The sequence below is a fragment of the Bacillus cereus group sp. BceL062 genome, from assembly GCF_051780025.1.
Lineage (GTDB): Bacteria > Bacillota > Bacilli > Bacillales > Bacillaceae_G > Bacillus_A > Bacillus_A toyonensis.
This window is the reverse complement of the sequence record NZ_JBPWGY010000002.1, coordinates 368,690-385,913: the sequence shown is the minus strand read 5'-3', so window position 1 is coordinate 385,913 and position 17,224 is coordinate 368,690. Positions and strand designations below refer to the sequence as shown.

Here is a 17,224-nt window from a genome sequence, read left to right as displayed (position 1 = left end):
TTTTTCGTAAAGGGATACGTTAACATTGCTACCATCATCTTAAAATCAGACCTTTAATTGCGTATAATTTTCAAAAAATTATTTCTAGTACTTATTATAGCTTTTATAGTATAATAATTCTAGTAATATTTTGACGGAGGGGAATATTTTGAATAAAGTTTTTTTTCATACTTGTATACTAATTTTTATAGCGATGATTGCTTCTAGTATTGGTGCATTCCTCATTTCATCTCAATTTTTGTTGAACTTTGTCAACATCTCGTTTTATATCGCGCTATTTTTTATTCTGATAGGTGGTTTTTTATTCATATTTCAAAATGGATTTTTCAATGTAACTCTTTACGCTTTCCAGAGAGTATTTGGCACGAACAAAAAAATAGACTCGTTAATTGAAGAATCCGAGGAACCGGTGAATAAGAAAGAACGTATTTATAAAACATATTCATTCAAATGGACATATCCTATTTGTATTACAGGTATCATACTCGGAGCGTTCTCGACTCTCATTAGCTTTACTATTTTGATGTAGTTTGCAAACACTATCCCATATGATATAATTATCAGCAAAACATTTTGTTATAAAACTTTAGTTCTTTCATATTAAAAGAGCTCAGTTAACAATAAATAAATTTATATGTATGCGATGATAAAGAAGAGTACATATTGAAACAATTTCAGAGAGCTTGTGGCTGGTGTGAACAAGTAATTGTACAATGTGGAATGGGCTTTTGAGCACCAAACCGAACCGAAAGTAGTAGGCCTTGGCGTTATATCCAGACGTTACTATGGATTAGAGAGATTTCACAGTAGTGAAATAATTAGGGTGGTACCGCGGTCCATTCGTCCCTATAGTTTTTTGGGATGAATGGGCTTTTTTGTTTGCCTTCTCTTCCCTATCACGCATTCAAATTTAGGAGGAAATAATTATGTCAGTTATCTTTTCTGGTATTCAGCCAAGCGGAACGATTACACTTGGAAACTATTTAGGGGCTATGAAGCAATTTACAGAGCTTCAAAACGAACACGATTGCTATTTCTGTATTGTAAACCAACATGCCATTACAGTACCTCAAGATCCTATACAACTTCGCAAAAACATTCGTAGTCTTGCTGCACTTTATGTAGCATGCGGCATCGATCCTGAAAAAGCTACTTTATTTGTACAATCAGAAGTACCTGCACACGCTCAACTAGGATGGATCATGCAATCTGTTGCTTACGTTGGAGAATTAGAGCGTATGACACAATATAAAGATAAAGCTTCAGGTAGAGATTCAGTTCCAGCTGGATTACTTACGTATCCACCATTAATGGCTGCTGATATTTTACTTTATAACACAGAAATCGTACCTGTTGGTGATGACCAAAAACAACATATGGAATTAACACGTGATCTAGCAGAGCGTTTCAACAAACGCTTCCGTGAAGTGTTCATAGTTCCTGAAATTCGTATTCCAAAAGTAGGAGCTCGCGTTATGTCATTAACAGAACCTACGAAAAAAATGAGTAAATCTGATCCGAATCCAAAATCAATGATCAGTATGCTTGATGAACCAAAAACAATTGAAAAGAAAATTAAAAGTGCTGTAACAGATTCAGAAGGTATCGTGAAATTCGATAAAGAAAATAAACCTGGAATCTCTAACCTATTAACAATTTACTCTTCATTCTCAGGAAAAACAGTTGAAGAAATAGAAGCAATGTACGAAGGAAAAGGATACGGCGACTTCAAAGGCGACCTAGCACAAGTAGTCGTAGAAGCAATTCGCCCAATCCAAGACAAATATAACGAACTAATCAGCTCCCCAGAACTAGACGAAATTCTAGACAAAGGTGCCGAAAAAGCAAACCGCGTTGCATTCAAACAACTACGCAAAGTAGAAAACGCAATGGGACTAAGCAGAAAGCGTAGGTAACTTATAAAGTGGAAGCGGCTCGCTTAGAATGTGAGGGGGATGGAGCTCCTGACGTAGAGGCGCTTTTTGCCTCGCAGGAAGGCGCGAAGCCACCGAACATTCTTGCCGCTGAAGCTAGATTTCATCAAATTAAAAAACCGCCAATTGGCGGTTTTTTAATTTACCTTTTGCTCATTTTCCATTTCCCATAACTTTTCAAAAAACGGCTGTCCTTTTACAAGGCGCTCGCATAATTGTTCGTGCTTCTCAGACCAGCCTGATTTCGCTTCATCATATAGTCTTGCCCAAATATCTTCAAATTCCATATGTTGGACCGTTCCATATGCTGACGGATCCCATTCTGTGTACCAATAGCGAATTTCCGCTGTGTTTTTCGTTGTATGTAATTGATCTAACGCCATAAATAATAATTGTTTTAGCTGTCTCTCTTTACGAGTTAAGCCATTCATAATGAAAGGCGATGGTGATAAAATATGATGTTCCTTTTCTGTTTCCTCTACTTGGAACTCATACTTTTCTGCTTGTACGTTTTCCACCATCTCATATACCATCTGCTCTTGGCGAGGTATAAGTCTACTTTTTCTAATTGGTACATTGTAACCAATTGTATCAATCGCAATAATTCCTTTTCCATCTGTAACAACAAAGCAATACTCTTGCTGCAAACGTTCATGATTTTTACGAATATAAGCCTTATGATGTACGTCTTCCAACAACTTTTGCGGAAGCTCTAACAATTCGTTCTCGATGTAATGATATAATGTGGCATCTACTTTTAATAATGGCACTTGATCTAATAGTTCAATCGTATCATCTTTCCGCCATTCGTAAAAATGACAAACGTTATACCCATTTTCTTCACCTTCAAACCAATTTACCCATACATCATGTAGATATAACATTCTCTATCCCTCACTTCACTACTGTTTGTACCAATCATTATGTTCATTTTCGCTTAACTTTATTCCACTTAAGGAAATATATTCTAATTATTATTTTTCCTTCTATAATATCTAAAAAAACAGGAGATAGACCTCCTGTTTTTCATGGAATACGAAATGTATTTGCTTTACTCAATATTTCTTTCGCATCTATAGGTAATAAAGACAGTGTATCTTCCCCTTCAAACGCTACACAATCTTTTACAATGTGAAATCCAAGCGCATAACCAAGCATTTTCGGATAAGAATGAAGTCCGTTTAATAATACGTCATGCTCCCTCGTTCCTCGTTTTATACTTATTCTTTCTTGAACAACGTTTTGCCAATAATAAATCGCCTCTTCTTTTGAAAGATATTTCGTCCACGGTGCATTATTTTTTTCTGTATATCTTTCCGTTACTGCTTGCTCAGCTAACCCTTCCATAATCATCGTATCAAGTAACGTATACTCTGTTTCTTTCGTCTCAATTTGATGTAACCTGCATATGTGGTGATATTCATGTGCCAATAACACTTTTAATTCTTCCACCGAATTCCGTCCACATACGAATAAGAAAATAACGTGACGCATAGATAATCCAGCTTTTCCGTTATACTCTTCTTGTACAGTTCGATTATACGAATCTGATAATAAAATAAAGATAGGGACATCCGGACCTTTTAACCAATTTTTCAATTTATCATACTCCATACGTAACTCTTTCCAAATTTCTTTTTTCTCTAATTCTTTAATTTCACGTTCTCCTCGCATTACTGGGCGATACATACCTTTAGAAATTAAAAAACGATACAACCTTTCTTTTGGTAGTGGAATATACTTCGTAAATTTCTCACAAAGCTTTTCTGGCCGTCCATAATATAGATGTAACCACTCGGCTGTTTCAACAACCCCCATCTTTATCCCCCCTTTTTCTTATGTATATGCAAAAGAAGAAAAAGGCGTAAAAATAAATAAGGTGTTTTTTCGTAGTTTATTACGAAAAAACACCTTATTTCATCTATTATTTATACGATTTAAATACTAATACTGCGTTATGACCACCGAACCCTAGTGAGTTACTTAATACAGCTTTTACTTCTTGCTGTCTCGCTTTATTCGGTACGTAATCTAAGTCACATTCTGGATCTGGTGTTTCATAGTTAATTGTTGGAGGAATTACTCCGTCCGTAATTGATTTAATAGAGAAGATCGCTTCAACAGCACCAGCTGCACCTAGTAAGTGACCTGTCATAGATTTCGTTGAGCTAATGGCTACTTTATATGCATGCTCACCGAAAGTTTCTTTAATTGCCATCGTTTCGTATTTTTCATTTGCATCTGTACTTGTACCATGTGCATTAATGTAATCGATATCTTCTGGCTCTAGACCTGCATCCGCTAAAGCTTGACGCATTGCACGCACTCCGCCTTCACCGCCAGGAGCAGGCATTGTAATATGGAATGCATCTCCAGTTGCGCCATAACCAGCGATTTCCGCATAAATGTGAGCACCACGTGCTAATGCATGCTCTAATTCTTCAAGAATTAGAATCCCTGAACCTTCACCCATTACGAAACCGCTACGATTTTTATCAAATGGGCGGCAAGCAGTTGCTGGATCTTCATTAAATGTTAATGCTTTCGCTGAACTAAATCCTGCGAATGCCATACTTGTTAACGGTGCTTCTGCTCCACCTGTAATCATTGCATCCGCATCACCGCGCTGAATTGCTTTAAATGCATCACCAATTGAGTTTGCACCAGATGCACAAGCCGTTACAGAACAAGTGTTAATTCCTTTCGCTCCAGTCGCAATAGATACTTGACCTGCTGCCATGTCTGGAATCATCATCGGTACGAAGAATGGACTCACGCGGCGTGGACCTTTCTCAGTAAAAATCTTAAATTGTTCTTCGTATGTTTCCATACCACCAATACCAGAACCAATCCATACACCAATTCGAGGTCCGTTTTCTTCTGTAATTTCAAGCTTTGCATCCGCAACTGCCATTTTCGCTGCTGCTACTGCATATTGTGTAAAGCGATCCATACGGCGCGCTTCTTTTTTATCAATATATTTCTCGACTTCAAAGTCGTTAATTTCTGCTGCTACTTTTGCTGGAAATAGTTCCGGATCAATTCTTGTAAGTCGCCCGATTCCAGATACACCCTTTTTTATGTTTTCCCAAGCTGTTTCAACATCTGTTCCGATCGGTGTAACAGCTCCTAGTCCTGTAATTACGACCCTCTTTTTTTCCATACAAAATACACTCCTTTTTTCTCTCAATCCTTATTTACCCCAACGAAGAGCTACTGCTCCCCATGTTAATCCACCGCCGAAACCAACAAGTATAATTAAATCACCGTCTTGAATACGTCCATTTTGCAATTCCTCTACCATTGCAATTGGAATGGAAGAAGCTGATGTATTACCGAACTTTTCAATTGTCATACTCATTTTTTCTTGTGGTAAATTTAATCTCTCTCTCGCAGATTCCATAATACGAATATTCGCTTGATGTGGTACTAAGAAATCCACATCCTCTTTCGTAAGACCAGCTTTATCTAACACACGAAGACAAGAATCTCCAAGTTGACGAACAGCAAATTTAAAGACTTCTCTGCCATTCATCATAACATACTCGTCTTGATAAAGATGCTTGCCGCCACTTCCGTCTGCTCCTAATTCGAAAGATAAAACGCCCCTTCCTTCTGAAACAGCTCCCATTACGATAGCGCCAGCTCCGTCTCCAAATAGTACTGCTGTGTTTCGATCATTCCAGTCTACAATTTTAGATAGTTTATCACTACCAACTACTAATACATTTTTATAAGTTCCAGTTTGAATAAATTGCTGTGCTGTAATCATTCCGTACATAAAACCAGCACACGCTGCACTTAAATCCATTGCCGCTGCGTGTTTCGCTCCAATTGCCTCTTGAATCACACAAGCTACTGCTGGAAAAGCACGATCTGGCGTTACTGTTGCCACTAAAATAAGATCGATATCCTCTCCGCTAATCCCTGCATCTTCAAGTGCTTTTTTAGAAGCCTCTACGGCCATATATGAAGTATCTATTGTCTCATCGGCAATGCGTCTTTCTGCAATTCCCGTTCTCGTACGAATCCATTCATCGGATGTATCCATTACTTTCTCTAAATCGTGATTTGTGACTACTTTTTCTGGCACATATCTTCCGATCCCTAAAATGCCCACGTTCACATCGCAGCCCTCCGTTTTATATCAATTATTATGACTTGGTACTAATTTTAAAACATAAATTTACTTTTGTCTAGAATATATTTCAGCTAAAACAGAAAGCTAGCGTTTTATTCTCTTTATTTTTCAGTAAAAACAACGAAAACATACCTTCCCCTATTCTTCCCCTTACTTCGCTCGAAATATAAAAAGACCCGAACCGCTTCTACTCACAGTTCGAGCCTCTCTCCCCTCAAAAAGAAGGGTTTTATTCTTTGTCTGCTTTCCCAAGCTCATATGCTTCATTCATAACTTTCATTAATAACTCTAACACTGGTTGTGCCTTCTCCATATCAAGCTCAATTCCATTCGAATCTAAAATTGCCTTTGCCTCTGGTAAATGCTTCATTGCGATTTGTAAAAATTGCATGCTTTTTTCGTTCATATTATACTCTTCCTCTCCTTTAAAACTTTCAATTCATAATCCATACAATAGTGTAACACGTGCACTATCCTTCGTATAACTCTTTATATTTTTTCATATGTGCCAATTGTTTATTTAAACCATATTCTAATGGGGTATTTCTTTTTATCGGAATATCCTCGGCCGCTTCATCTCTTTCTTCCTTATTATTTTTATTCACTTTATCATCTGCACGTAAAAGATTCATCCCTTTTTCCCATAACGACCGTTTACCACTAAGTAAATTGTATATACCGAGATGCTCTCCGTTCGTTCCATTTCCCCATAAGTATTCGCATACATCTTCAATGTAAAGTAAATCGCTTCCTTTTTCCTCACTCGTACAACGGCACTCTTTCTCATCCAGTTCTGATAAAATGAGCTGATGATACATCATAAAGGATGGTTGCCACGGACCATATAATGTAGGAACTCGAAATACACTATATTGTAATTCCCCTTTTTTTAACCCTTCTTCTACTTTCGAAAATAGGCGTTTATTTTCGGATCCCCCTGTGCATCCTACCTCAATAGAAGAAATTAGATTTAGCTTTACTTTATTTTCTTCACACATTTTTATAATCCGCTTTAAATATTGTAATATGACTCTTTCATTCCGAAAGCCACTTTGCTGGTTTGGTTCACACAAACAAAAGTAAACTGCATCGAAATTCTCTTCCTCCACTGATCTCCATCCATCTTCATCTCTTATTGGATAGTACGTAAATAAAGCGTTTCGCCCAATTAACAATAACTTCTCTTCATTAATTTTTGTCATACTATCATATTCATCAAAATCAAGACCATACACTTCTACTTCTTCTGCAATCATTTTATTCACAAGGTGATAACCTACAAACGTAAGTGCACCTATAATCAGCACGCGTTCCATACCACCAACCCTTTCCCCTTGAAACAAATAGCTCCTCATTTATGTATATGGGAGCCTCACAATTCTTCTTCATATTTTTTAAAGAAATCCGTTGTTTGTCTAACCATTTTATATTTCACATCTTGGAGATGGAATAAGACAGAAGTATCACATTGATTGAATTGCCTCATTTTCTCGTATTTACGTAACAACTGTTTTCTTCCTCTTTTTTCTTGTGTTGATACGAAAATTTTAACAGGTACACAAGACGGAAGAAGCGTAAATGATTTCTTATTTATTTTTGATTCTAATTCTTCTTCTTTGGAATCGTACGCCAAACTTAATTCCTTCACTAATCTTTTGTAAAAAAACTTATGCTCTTTTTCGAACTCCACATATTCTGGCAAATCTAAACACGGATTTAACATAATGACAGAACGTATACTTTCAGGGTATTTGTTCATCATTTCAAGCGCTACAAGCGCACCCATACCATCTGCCATAATGTGCATTTTCGTATTTAATGTCTCTTTTCTCAAAACAACATCATATAAACGTTTCGCTAGACGAACAGATTGGTCATTCCCCCAGTGTCTTCCATATAAATTAGAAGAAAAGACCGTGTAGCCTTCCTCAATAAGGCCATGTAAAAAATAAGATCTTCCCGCATGCTGTGTCCATAAACTTGTACCATTCTCAATAAAGTAGTTGTAATCACCGAGGAGCATAACTGAAAACCCATTTGGCTTCTCCGGTAAATAAATGACACATGGTTCTTTTTCTAAGTAAAAAAAACGTTCCGTAATACTCATTTTTCCCCCGCCTTATTTTCTAAACGTATAAAACCACTCTTTTATAATGTATGAACGGAATGCAAATTTGCGTTGAAAAATCTACAAATATTTTTCTATATTCTTTTTTCAATTGTGTTACAATAAGGACAGATTGAACGAATAGAGGTGTAAAATATGCGTTTCATTTGGGCATTAATTTGGTCGTTCGCGCTTGTACATATGATGAGCTACGTAATCGGCTCTATGACTGGCGGTACATACGATTTTAACCAAGCGTCTATTTTCTCAGTTGTTCTTGCGGTATTAGTATTAGCGATTTCAGCTGCAATTCCAAACGAGCCAGTAGAACAACACTAAAAAGAGTCCGGATTTTATCCGAACTCTTTTTTATTTTCATTTCACATGAACAACTAATTCGTTATTTTCTACATCAACAACTACGTGACTATTATCCGTAATTGTGCCTGCAATTAATTCTCTCGCTAATTTCGTTTCCACTTGACGCTGTACGTATCGTTTTAATGGACGAGCTCCGTACATCGGATCAAAGCCAGCTTCTACAACAAATTCTTTTGCAGAATCCGTTAATTCCACTGTAATATGACGGTCAGCTAAACGACCTTGTAATTCTTTTACAATTTTATCAACAATACCTTTAATTTCATTCGTTGTAAGCGGTTTGAATAAAATAATTTCATCGACACGGTTTAAGAACTCTGGTCGGAAATGTCCTCTTAATTGCCCCATTACAAGTTCTCTTGATTCCTCTTTAATGGAGCCATCTGCTTCTAATCCATCTAACAAATGAGCAGATCCAATATTTGAAGTCATAATAATAACCGTGTTTTTAAAGTCTACTGTACGTCCTTGCGAATCTGTAATGCGTCCATCATCTAACATTTGTAATAAAATGTTGAATACTTCTGGATGTGCTTTTTCGATTTCGTCTAACAAAATAACGGAATATGGTTTACGTCTTACCGCCTCTGTTAATTGACCGCCCTCTTCATATCCAACATATCCAGGAGGCGCACCAATTAAGCGTGACACAGCGTGTTTCTCCATATACTCAGACATGTCGATACGAATCATTTGCTCTTCACTATCGAATAAAGACTGCGCTAACGTTTTTGCAAGTTCTGTTTTACCAACACCTGTCGGTCCTAAGAAAATGAAGGAACCAATTGGACGGTTCGGGTCTTTAATACCAGCGCGTGCACGAAGAACTGCGTCTGATACTAAACTTACCGCTTCCTCTTGTCCGATGACACGCTCTGATAAAATTTGCTCTAAGCGTAGTAATTTCTCACGTTCACCCTCAACGAGTTTTGCGACAGGAATACCAGTCCAGCGTGAAACGATATCAGCAATTTCTTCTTCACTGACTTCCTCGCGTAATAAACGATTTTCTTGTTTATTATGTGCGCTCATTTCTTCCGCTTCTTTTAATTCTTTTTCAATTGCAGGAATTTTTCCGTGACGAAGTTCAGCTGCTTTATTTAAATCGTAATTACCTTCTGCTTCTTCTAATTCACGGCGCAGACGCTCTAAATGTTCACGTAAGTCACGAACTTTGTGAATATCTTCTTTTTCTTTCTCCCATTTCGCTCTCATGCTACTTGCAACTTCTTTTAAATCCGATAATTCACGTTGCAATGTTTTTAGACGTTCTTGGCTACCAAAGTCCTTCTCTTTTCCAAGAGCGGCTTCTTCAATTTCCAGCTGCATAATACGGCGCGTTACTTCATCTAATTCTGTTGGCATAGAATCAATTTCTGTACGAATTGTTGCGCATGCTTCGTCAACAAGGTCAATTGCTTTATCCGGTAAGAAGCGATCTGAAATATATCGATCTGATAAAACAGATGCTGCTACAATCGCGCGGTCATGAATGTTTACACCGTGATAAATTTCAAAACGCTCTTTTAAACCGCGTAAAATGGAGATTGTATCTTCAACAGTCGGTTCCTCTGCTAATACTTGTTGGAAACGTCTTTCTAACGCTGGGTCTTTCTCAATATATTTACGATATTCATCTAATGTCGTTGCCCCGATACAATGCAGTTCACCACGAGCAAGCATCGGTTTTAACATATTTCCTGCGTCCATCGCACCTTCTGTTTTACCAGCGCCGACGATTGTATGAAGTTCATCAATGAATAATAAAATACGGCCTTCACTCTTTTTAATTTCATTTAATACAGCTTGCAGGCGCTCTTCAAATTCACCACGGAATTTTGCTCCGGCTACAAGTGCACTCATATCTAATGCAAAGATTGTTCTATCTTTTAACCCTTCTGGTACATCTTTTTTCACGATACGCTGTGCTAATCCTTCAACAATTGCTGTTTTACCAACACCTGGCTCACCAATTAAAACAGGGTTGTTTTTCGTTTTACGTGAAAGAATGCGAATAACGCGGCGAATTTCACTATCTCGTCCGATAACAGGATCAATTTTCCCTGCTCTCACTTCCGCCACTAAATCACGGCCATATTTTTCTAATGCTTCATAAGTTGCTTCTGGATTTTGACTAGTCACTCTTTGATTCCCCCGAACTGTCATTAAAGACTGTAATAAGTTATCTTTCGTAATATGCAATCTTGTAAATAAATGATTGATATCGCCTTTTTCTTCAGAAAAAGCAAGCAATACATGTTCTACTGAAATGTAATCATCCTGCAGTTTTTCTGCTTCTTTCCCTGCTCTTACAAGCAGTTGCTGCAGATTGCTTGTTACATACAATTTCCCAGCTTCTGCTCCGCTTCCCGTTACAGAAGGTTTCTTTTTAATTACATTTTCTACATCTTGCTTCAATGCTTCTATATCAACATTCATTTTTTGAAATATACGTACTGCTAATCCATCTTGCTCCTCTAATAATGCAAGTAATAGATGAACAGTATCCACCTCTTGGTGATGATGAGATACCGCTAAAGATTGGGCACTCATAATCGCCTCTTGTGTTTTCGTTGTCATTTGATTTAAGTCCATCTTTACAGCCCTCCAAAAGTTTGACTTTCTTTGACCTTTGATTTGATTATACGCCAACTTACTTTTTTATACAATAAATTTGCCTATGTATTTTCAAACTTATTATTGGAAAAAGAAAAAGGGAGCATTCATTATGCTACTAAAAAAAGTACAGTAAATGAAATTATATTATGTAACAAAAAAAAGCCGCAATAAAGATTGCGGCTTCTGTTACGGTTTTCTTTTATATGTCCACTGACGGTTATGATTCGTGTTATCTGGAAACTTTTCACCGGCAGTTAATTGTACCATTTGCGGATTTTTTACCATACTTCCCGTTTCACCAATTTCTACGTAAACGCCATCATTTGGCGCTTTTTGTCCAGAACGAAACCTGCGATTTTGTCCCATCTTCATTCTCCTTCCATGACGTCTTGCCTCATTAGTATATCCATTTTAAAAGAAAGCTTTTCTGTCATGTTTAGGAAACAAGTACTACAGTTCACCGATTTACAATATATATAATTACACAAGCTTAAGCAGGGATTACTTCCTTACTTGTAGAAAAAAAAGAAACCAACCTACCTGTAGGCTAGCTTCAAAGGAGAGTCAAACATATACGAGAAGATTACATGTTTATTATAAGCCTCCTCATACGGGCAATGTAACCCTTTTCACAATTTGTACATAATGAAAGAAACATTGTTTGAACTTTCTAAAAAGATATTGACTTTTCTTGATTTCCAACGAGAAATAGTAGACACCACAGTACTTTGCGACGTAAGATGGATATATAGTGAACTTTCCATCTATGGTGGTCTCACCCAGTCTAACCTCTTATTTCTGCATATTAAAAACGGAAATACAGATAGATACAAAAAATTATTATAAGAGGTGAAATTATGAGTAAACAACATTTAATCGCATTAGACTTAGACGGCACTTTATTAACAGACAACAAAATAATTTCCACTCGAACGAAACAGACAATTACAAAAGCAAAGGAACAAGGGCATATCGTCGTCATTTCAACAGGACGTCCATTCCGTGCTAGTTTTGATTATTATAAAGAACTTAATCTTAATACACCGATTGTAAACTTTAATGGTGCTTACGTGCATCACCCTCTTGATTCAAATTGGGGCACACATCACTCTCCACTTGAGCTAGCAACAGCCCAAGAAATTGTCCGAGCTTGCTTTGATTTCGGCGTAAAAAATATATACGCTGAAGTGATGGATGATGTGTACGTTCGTGAAATTGATGAAGATAAAAAACACATTTTCGAATTTGGTTCTCCAAAGATTTTCACAGGAGATTTATTAAATATTTTAAACGACCATCCGACTTGTTTATTAATTGACGCACACGATGATCATTCCGTTGCAATTCGTCAACATTTAACTGATATGCACGCTGAAGTGATCGATCATAGAAAATGGGGCGCACCTTGGCCAATTATTGAAATTGTAAAAAGTGGATTAAATAAAGCGGTCGGATTGCAAAAAATTTCTAGTCATTACAACATTCCAAAAGAGCGCATTATCGCTTTCGGTGATGAAGATAATGATTTTGAAATGATTGAATTTGCTGGTCACGGTATCGCAATGGGTAATGCAATACCTGAATTAAAATCACTCGCCAATCATACGACATTAACAAATGAAGAAGATGGCATCGCTCTATATTTAGAAGAGGTTCTTGGATTGTAATCTAAAAATTCCCTGCTTATAGTTTCTCGCCAAACGCTCATACTATAATTAGACGCCGAGTTAACGCGTCGATTGTTTTCAGCTAAATAAAGGGGGTTTTTCGAATGGGTAAAAAGAACAAATCAAAACGTTTTATCCAACAAGGAGCCGATGCTGTTATGAAGCATGATGCAAGATTCCCGTACAGAGGTACATTAGCTGAGGCAGAAAAAGCGAGAAGTAACTCTTCTTTTGGAGGGGTTTAAATGGGGAACTTACTATTCCAACAAGCTAGAGATGCTGTTGCAAATGCCGTATCTTGTTCAAGCGGCGCTGAACAACAAGATCTCGTATATACAGCAAAAAACGCTTTGCAATCCGCTTACGCAAACTCTTCAACTGCTGAGAAAGTTCAGCTACGCGAGATGCAGGAGCAGTTGCAAAACATTACGAATTTGCATTAAAAAAGAGGACCAGCTTTGGTCCTCTTTAATCTTTTCGAAACAATCCGAATACTCCGACCGTTTGCAGTATATTTGTGAACGCACCTGGGTCTACTTGTTTAATAACCCTTTCTAATTCGTACAACTCGTAACGAGTAATAACCATCATTAACATTTCCTTATTTTCATTTGTGTAAGCACCTGTTGCAGGTATAGTTGTAATCCCTCTCACTAACCGTGAGTGAATCGCCTTTCGTACGTCTGCACCATTTTTCGTAACGATTAACGCTGTGATTTTCACATGGCGAGTATGGATGGCATCAATAATTCTCGTTGATACATATAAAGTTACTAACGTATATAACGCTTTCTCCCACCCATATACATAACCCGCAGCGATAATAATAATTGCATTAAAAAAGAAAAAGTATGTACCGACAGGTTTATCTTTTATCTTAGATAAAATCATCGCAATGATATCTAAACCACCTGTAGAAGCACCCCATTTTAACGCAACCCCTACCCCAATCGCTGAAATAATTCCGCCAAAAATTGCATTTAGTATAATGTCGTTCGAAACCGCCCGAACTGGGATAATTTCTAAAAACAAGGTCATAAATATAACGCATAGAAAACTAAAAAACGTAAAAGCCTTCCCAACCTTTTTCCACGCTAAAATAACGACAGGAATATTAAATAAACTAAACAACACCCCTGTAGATATATGAATAGATAAAAAATCACCTAATATTTGTGATAGTAATTGAGACAATCCAGCAAAGCCACTCGCGTACACTTTCGCTGGTGTTAAAAACAAATTCATTCCAATCGCATTTAATAAGCCTGCGATAATTACAACGATTAATTTCTTAATAAGTTCGGTATAATTCAACTTCAAATCCATCTCTAATCCACCTTTACCCTTCATAAATGCACCGCTATACATAGTCTTTACGAAAAAGGAAATGATAAACGTACAACGTTTAGAAATGGAGTTGATACATATGCCACATACGAGTGATAACGACAAAAAAGCTCGCGATAATAATGCAAAACGCACGCAAAAAAATGAGCAAGAGCAAAAAAATATTCAGCAGGGCAAGCGCGCATATTCCAAGAAGACTGATCACCTTTGATCCCATCGTACATCAACATAATTGTTGATGTACTTTTTTTTACATTTCACAGGAAAAAACATTAAAAATTCACTTCATGTTCACTTCTATATTCTACAATAGCGATAACATATTCGGATGAGGTGTTAGCATGAGAGGGAAACATATTTTCATTATTACTGCACTAATAAGTATATTAATGCTTTCTGCTTGCGGACAAAAGAATGGCTCAGCTACAGTCGCTACAGCAACAGACTCAACCATTACGAAGAGCGACTTCGAAAAACAATTGAAAGATCGTTACGGAAAAGACATGCTATACGAAATGATGGCATACGACGTTATTACGAAAAAATATAAAGTATCTGACGATGATGTAGATAACGAGGTCCAAAAAGTAAAAAATCAATTTGGAGACCAATTCAAAGGATTTTTAGAAAACAATCGTTTAAAAGATGAGGCTGATTTCAAAAATCAAATGAAGTTCAAACTCGCTCTGCATGAAGCGGTTAAGAAAAGCGTTACAGAAAAAGACGTGAAAGACCACTATAAACCAGAAATTAAAGCGAGTCACATTTTAGTAAGCGATGAAAATGCAGCGAAAGAAATAAAGAAAAAACTAGACGCTGGTGCTTCATTTGAAGAATTAGCAAAACAAGAATCACAAGATCTACTATCAAAAGAAAAAGGCGGAGACCTCGGATACTTTAATTCAGGTACAATGGCGCCTGAATTTGAAACAGCTGCCTACAAACTAAAAGTTGGCGAAATTAGCAATCCCGTCAAATCAACGAACGGCTATCACATTATTAAATTAACTGATAAAAAGGATTTAAAGCCTTACGATGAAGTGAAAGACTCCATTCGTAAAAACTTAGAAGAAGAACGTATCGCTGACCCTACATTCAGTCAAAAACTATTACAAGACGAATTAAAAAAGGCAAATATTAAAATAAATGATAGTGAATTAAACGATACATTTTCTCTTATATTTGAGCGGGGAAACTAAAAAAAGCACGGTCTTATTTAAAAAGATAAGACTGTGCTTTTTAATCTTTCATCAATATTTTCAACTTTTTCTTCAAGCTTTTATAATGCCAATTCATATAATCTATTAATGTTTCAATTTGCTCTGTTTCCATTCGTGTTAATCCATACGCCAATAATAAATTCAAGAGAAAACTATTTACTTACGCAAAAGCACGTCAATATCTTCCTTGAATTTCAAAATACAAATTATTAATAAAACAAGTAAAGTAGCTATATTAAGAACATTAAAGATATACAAAAAAACAACACTCCTATCAGTACATCAGATATAAATCCTTCTCTGACATCTTTTAAATATTGATTGAATTTTTTGCAGACAGCATAACTTTCTCTAGTATAAATATGGTAATGCCAGCAAGAAAGAAGACTATCTTTTTCAAATCCGAAGGCTGATCTACTAAAACATAAGCTACTATATATATAAATAGTAAATCAATAATTCTGAACCTTTTAAGCATATTCTTCACTTTTACCATTTGGCTTTCTTCCATTTCCCTTTTGATTTACCTTCGTCATATTTTAAATACCACTGTTTAGAATTCAATTTTTTCTATAAGTTAAAGTAATTTTAGTACCCGGTTCTGGGACTGGCTTATAAATTTTCCCCCAACATAATAGCCCCCTACTATCTCTAAACTCTTCTGTCGACTTGGAGCTTTTATATATTTTAAAGCAATGTTCTTAACTACACTACCAGCATTAAAACTGACAACTGCTCTCGCAATTTGTCCCGAATAATAATTAAATTTAGTTTGCTTATAACTTCTTTGGTAATATTCATGCTTACCTGTTTTCCAATATTTATATCCACTTACAACTTTTTTTGCCTTATACCCATCCGGATCATCCTCATCACCTGGATCAGGATCCACCGATAAGAGCACACCATGATCTGGATTGTAGTAACGAGCGATCAAGTAATACATACCAATTTCTTTATCATACATGTATCCTGCATATCCAAATGGGTTGTCTGCTGCGATTCCTTTTGCTTCACTCTTTAAGACGTTACCCCATGCATCATATTCATAGCTTGCGACTATTTGTCCATCTTTGTCGGTCATTGCTAGGCGGACACCGTCTTTGTTGTAAACGTATTGACGGAGGACTTTTCCGTTCCCGCCTGTTTCGTATAGCGGGTTAATGCTGTCACCGTCGTAGAAGTAACGGGTTACTTGTCCGTTTACGTTCTTTTCAATACGACGGTTTTCGTTGTCGTATTTATATGTTGCGAACGGTTTGCCTTCCCCTTTTTTCGTTACAGCAACAAGTTGGTCTGCTTCGTCTCATGTGTATGTGTATTTCCCATCTGATGTACGGTTACCATTTGCGTCATACGTTAACGATTCGTTTCCGAATTTTAGAAGTTGATTTCCTTCGTTAAATGTTGCGATTACTGATTTCGTTTCTTTTCCATTTTCTGTTACTTTCACACTCGTACGATTGCCAAATCCATCATACGTGTAGTCTCTAACTGTTCCATTTGGTGTAGATTCTTTTAATAATTGATTAATTGGATCGTATACGTAATTTGTTTCCGTTATTTTCCCATCAGAACTTTCATGTTTAATCTTCGTACGGTTTCCTGTTTTGTCATACTCATATTTCTCTAATAGTAGCATTTGCTTTGGTGTTGCAATAGCTAAATCCGATAGTTTCCTGTTTGATCATAATTATACGTTACACCAGCATCATTCGGTGCGATATACGTACGTACGTGGCCATTCTCATCTGTTTTCATTCTTACAATTAACAATTTAAAGAATTTTCTGATGGTCTTCAATATAA

Annotated in this window: 18 protein-coding genes, 1 pseudogene and 1 other annotated feature; of the genes and pseudogenes, 8 read left to right on the top strand and 11 right to left on the bottom strand. The window is 36.7% G+C overall.

What is annotated here, in order from left to right:
• Positions 1-148 precede the first annotated feature (148 nt).
• Positions 149-529, top strand: a complete 381-nt coding sequence (locus tag ACS2MN_RS07195) for a DUF3899 domain-containing protein (RefSeq protein WP_001045000.1) — start codon at positions 149-151, stop codon at positions 527-529.
• 105 nt (positions 530-634) lie between these two features.
• Positions 635-851: a binding site (T-box leader), on the top strand.
• Between the two features lie 75 nt (positions 852-926).
• Positions 927-1,916, top strand: coding sequence for a tryptophan--tRNA ligase (trpS, locus tag ACS2MN_RS07190; RefSeq protein ID WP_000110979.1), 990 nt, complete (start codon positions 927-929; stop codon positions 1,914-1,916).
• A gap of 155 nt (positions 1,917-2,071) precedes the next feature.
• Here the strand turns inward: trpS and ACS2MN_RS07185 are convergent, their stop codons facing one another.
• The 7 genes from ACS2MN_RS07185 to ACS2MN_RS07155 form a co-directional block, all read right to left on the bottom strand.
• A complete protein-coding gene (locus tag ACS2MN_RS07185) occupies positions 2,072-2,818 on the bottom strand; it encodes a YjbA family protein (protein ID WP_000966122.1) in 747 nt (248 codons plus the stop codon).
• Positions 2,819-2,960: 142 nt separating this feature from the next.
• The gene (locus ACS2MN_RS07180; protein WP_000539318.1) at positions 2,961-3,752 is read right to left on the bottom strand and encodes a DUF2268 domain-containing protein; all 792 of its coding nucleotides are present in this window, start codon (positions 3,750-3,752) and stop codon (positions 2,961-2,963) included.
• Positions 3,753-3,858: 106 nt separating this feature from the next.
• Positions 3,859-5,097 carry a beta-ketoacyl-ACP synthase II gene (gene fabF, locus ACS2MN_RS07175; RefSeq protein WP_000412641.1) on the bottom strand — a complete coding sequence of 413 codons (1,239 nt, stop codon included), beginning with the start codon at positions 5,095-5,097 and terminating at the stop codon, positions 3,859-3,861.
• A gap of 30 nt (positions 5,098-5,127) precedes the next feature.
• On the bottom strand, positions 5,128-6,060 hold the full coding sequence (gene fabH, locus ACS2MN_RS07170; protein WP_001100553.1) for a beta-ketoacyl-ACP synthase III: 933 nt from the start codon (positions 6,058-6,060) through the stop codon (positions 5,128-5,130).
• A gap of 244 nt (positions 6,061-6,304) precedes the next feature.
• Complete coding sequence (locus ACS2MN_RS07165; RefSeq protein ID WP_001003338.1) at positions 6,305-6,481, bottom strand: ComZ family protein; 177 nt, start codon at positions 6,479-6,481, stop codon at positions 6,305-6,307.
• 64 nt (positions 6,482-6,545) lie between these two features.
• The gene (locus ACS2MN_RS07160; protein ID WP_000486175.1) at positions 6,546-7,418 is read right to left on the bottom strand and encodes an NAD-dependent epimerase/dehydratase family protein; all 873 of its coding nucleotides are present in this window, start codon (positions 7,416-7,418) and stop codon (positions 6,546-6,548) included.
• A gap of 29 nt (positions 7,419-7,447) precedes the next feature.
• Complete coding sequence (locus tag ACS2MN_RS07155) at positions 7,448-8,182, bottom strand: hypothetical protein (protein ID WP_000028709.1); 735 nt, start codon at positions 8,180-8,182, stop codon at positions 7,448-7,450.
• A 156-nt stretch (positions 8,183-8,338) separates the two neighbouring features.
• Between ACS2MN_RS07155 and ACS2MN_RS07150 the strand changes: the two genes are divergently transcribed.
• On the top strand, positions 8,339-8,521 hold the full coding sequence (locus ACS2MN_RS07150) for a YjzD family protein (protein WP_001211112.1): 183 nt from the start codon (positions 8,339-8,341) through the stop codon (positions 8,519-8,521).
• Between the two features lie 36 nt (positions 8,522-8,557).
• Here the strand turns inward: ACS2MN_RS07150 and clpB are convergent, their stop codons facing one another.
• Both clpB and ACS2MN_RS07140 read right to left on the bottom strand, forming a co-directional pair.
• On the bottom strand, positions 8,558-11,158 hold the full coding sequence (clpB, locus tag ACS2MN_RS07145) for an ATP-dependent chaperone ClpB (RefSeq protein WP_000365394.1): 2,601 nt from the start codon (positions 11,156-11,158) through the stop codon (positions 8,558-8,560).
• A gap of 210 nt (positions 11,159-11,368) precedes the next feature.
• Complete coding sequence (locus ACS2MN_RS07140) at positions 11,369-11,548, bottom strand: YjzC family protein (protein WP_016082481.1); 180 nt, start codon at positions 11,546-11,548, stop codon at positions 11,369-11,371.
• 491 nt (positions 11,549-12,039) lie between these two features.
• Between ACS2MN_RS07140 and ACS2MN_RS07135 the strand changes: the two genes are divergently transcribed.
• The 3 genes from ACS2MN_RS07135 to ACS2MN_RS07125 all read left to right on the top strand — a co-directional run bounded on the left by ACS2MN_RS07135 (position 12,040) and on the right by ACS2MN_RS07125 (position 13,292).
• Positions 12,040-12,849, top strand: coding sequence for a Cof-type HAD-IIB family hydrolase (locus ACS2MN_RS07135; RefSeq protein ID WP_000043171.1), 810 nt, complete (start codon positions 12,040-12,042; stop codon positions 12,847-12,849).
• A gap of 104 nt (positions 12,850-12,953) precedes the next feature.
• Entirely contained in the window at positions 12,954-13,094 is a 141-nt protein-coding gene (locus tag ACS2MN_RS07130) for a hypothetical protein (RefSeq protein ID WP_000516816.1), read from the top strand.
• A complete protein-coding gene (locus ACS2MN_RS07125) occupies positions 13,095-13,292 on the top strand; it encodes a DUF3813 domain-containing protein (RefSeq protein WP_000527396.1) in 198 nt (65 codons plus the stop codon).
• A 25-nt stretch (positions 13,293-13,317) separates the two neighbouring features.
• Here ACS2MN_RS07125 and ACS2MN_RS07120 read toward each other — a convergent pair whose 3' ends face one another.
• Entirely contained in the window at positions 13,318-14,175 is an 858-nt protein-coding gene (locus tag ACS2MN_RS07120) for a YitT family protein (protein WP_000364440.1), read from the bottom strand.
• Between the two features lie 100 nt (positions 14,176-14,275).
• Here ACS2MN_RS07120 and ACS2MN_RS07115 point away from each other — a divergent pair, with 100 nt between their 5' ends.
• Together ACS2MN_RS07115 and prsA are read left to right on the top strand one after the other, a co-directional pair.
• Positions 14,276-14,407 carry a DUF3941 domain-containing protein gene (locus ACS2MN_RS07115; protein WP_001120851.1) on the top strand — a complete coding sequence of 44 codons (132 nt, stop codon included), beginning with the start codon at positions 14,276-14,278 and terminating at the stop codon, positions 14,405-14,407.
• A gap of 130 nt (positions 14,408-14,537) precedes the next feature.
• Positions 14,538-15,395: a peptidylprolyl isomerase PrsA gene (gene prsA, locus ACS2MN_RS07110; protein ID WP_001214219.1), complete on the top strand. Its 858-nt coding sequence runs from the start codon at positions 14,538-14,540 to the stop codon at positions 15,393-15,395.
• Positions 15,396-16,275: 880 nt separating this feature from the next.
• Here the strand turns inward: prsA and ACS2MN_RS07105 are convergent.
• A pseudogene (locus ACS2MN_RS07105) lies at positions 16,276-17,180 on the bottom strand (RHS repeat domain-containing protein); the annotation flags it as partial.
• Between the last annotated feature and the right edge of the window lie 44 nt (positions 17,181-17,224).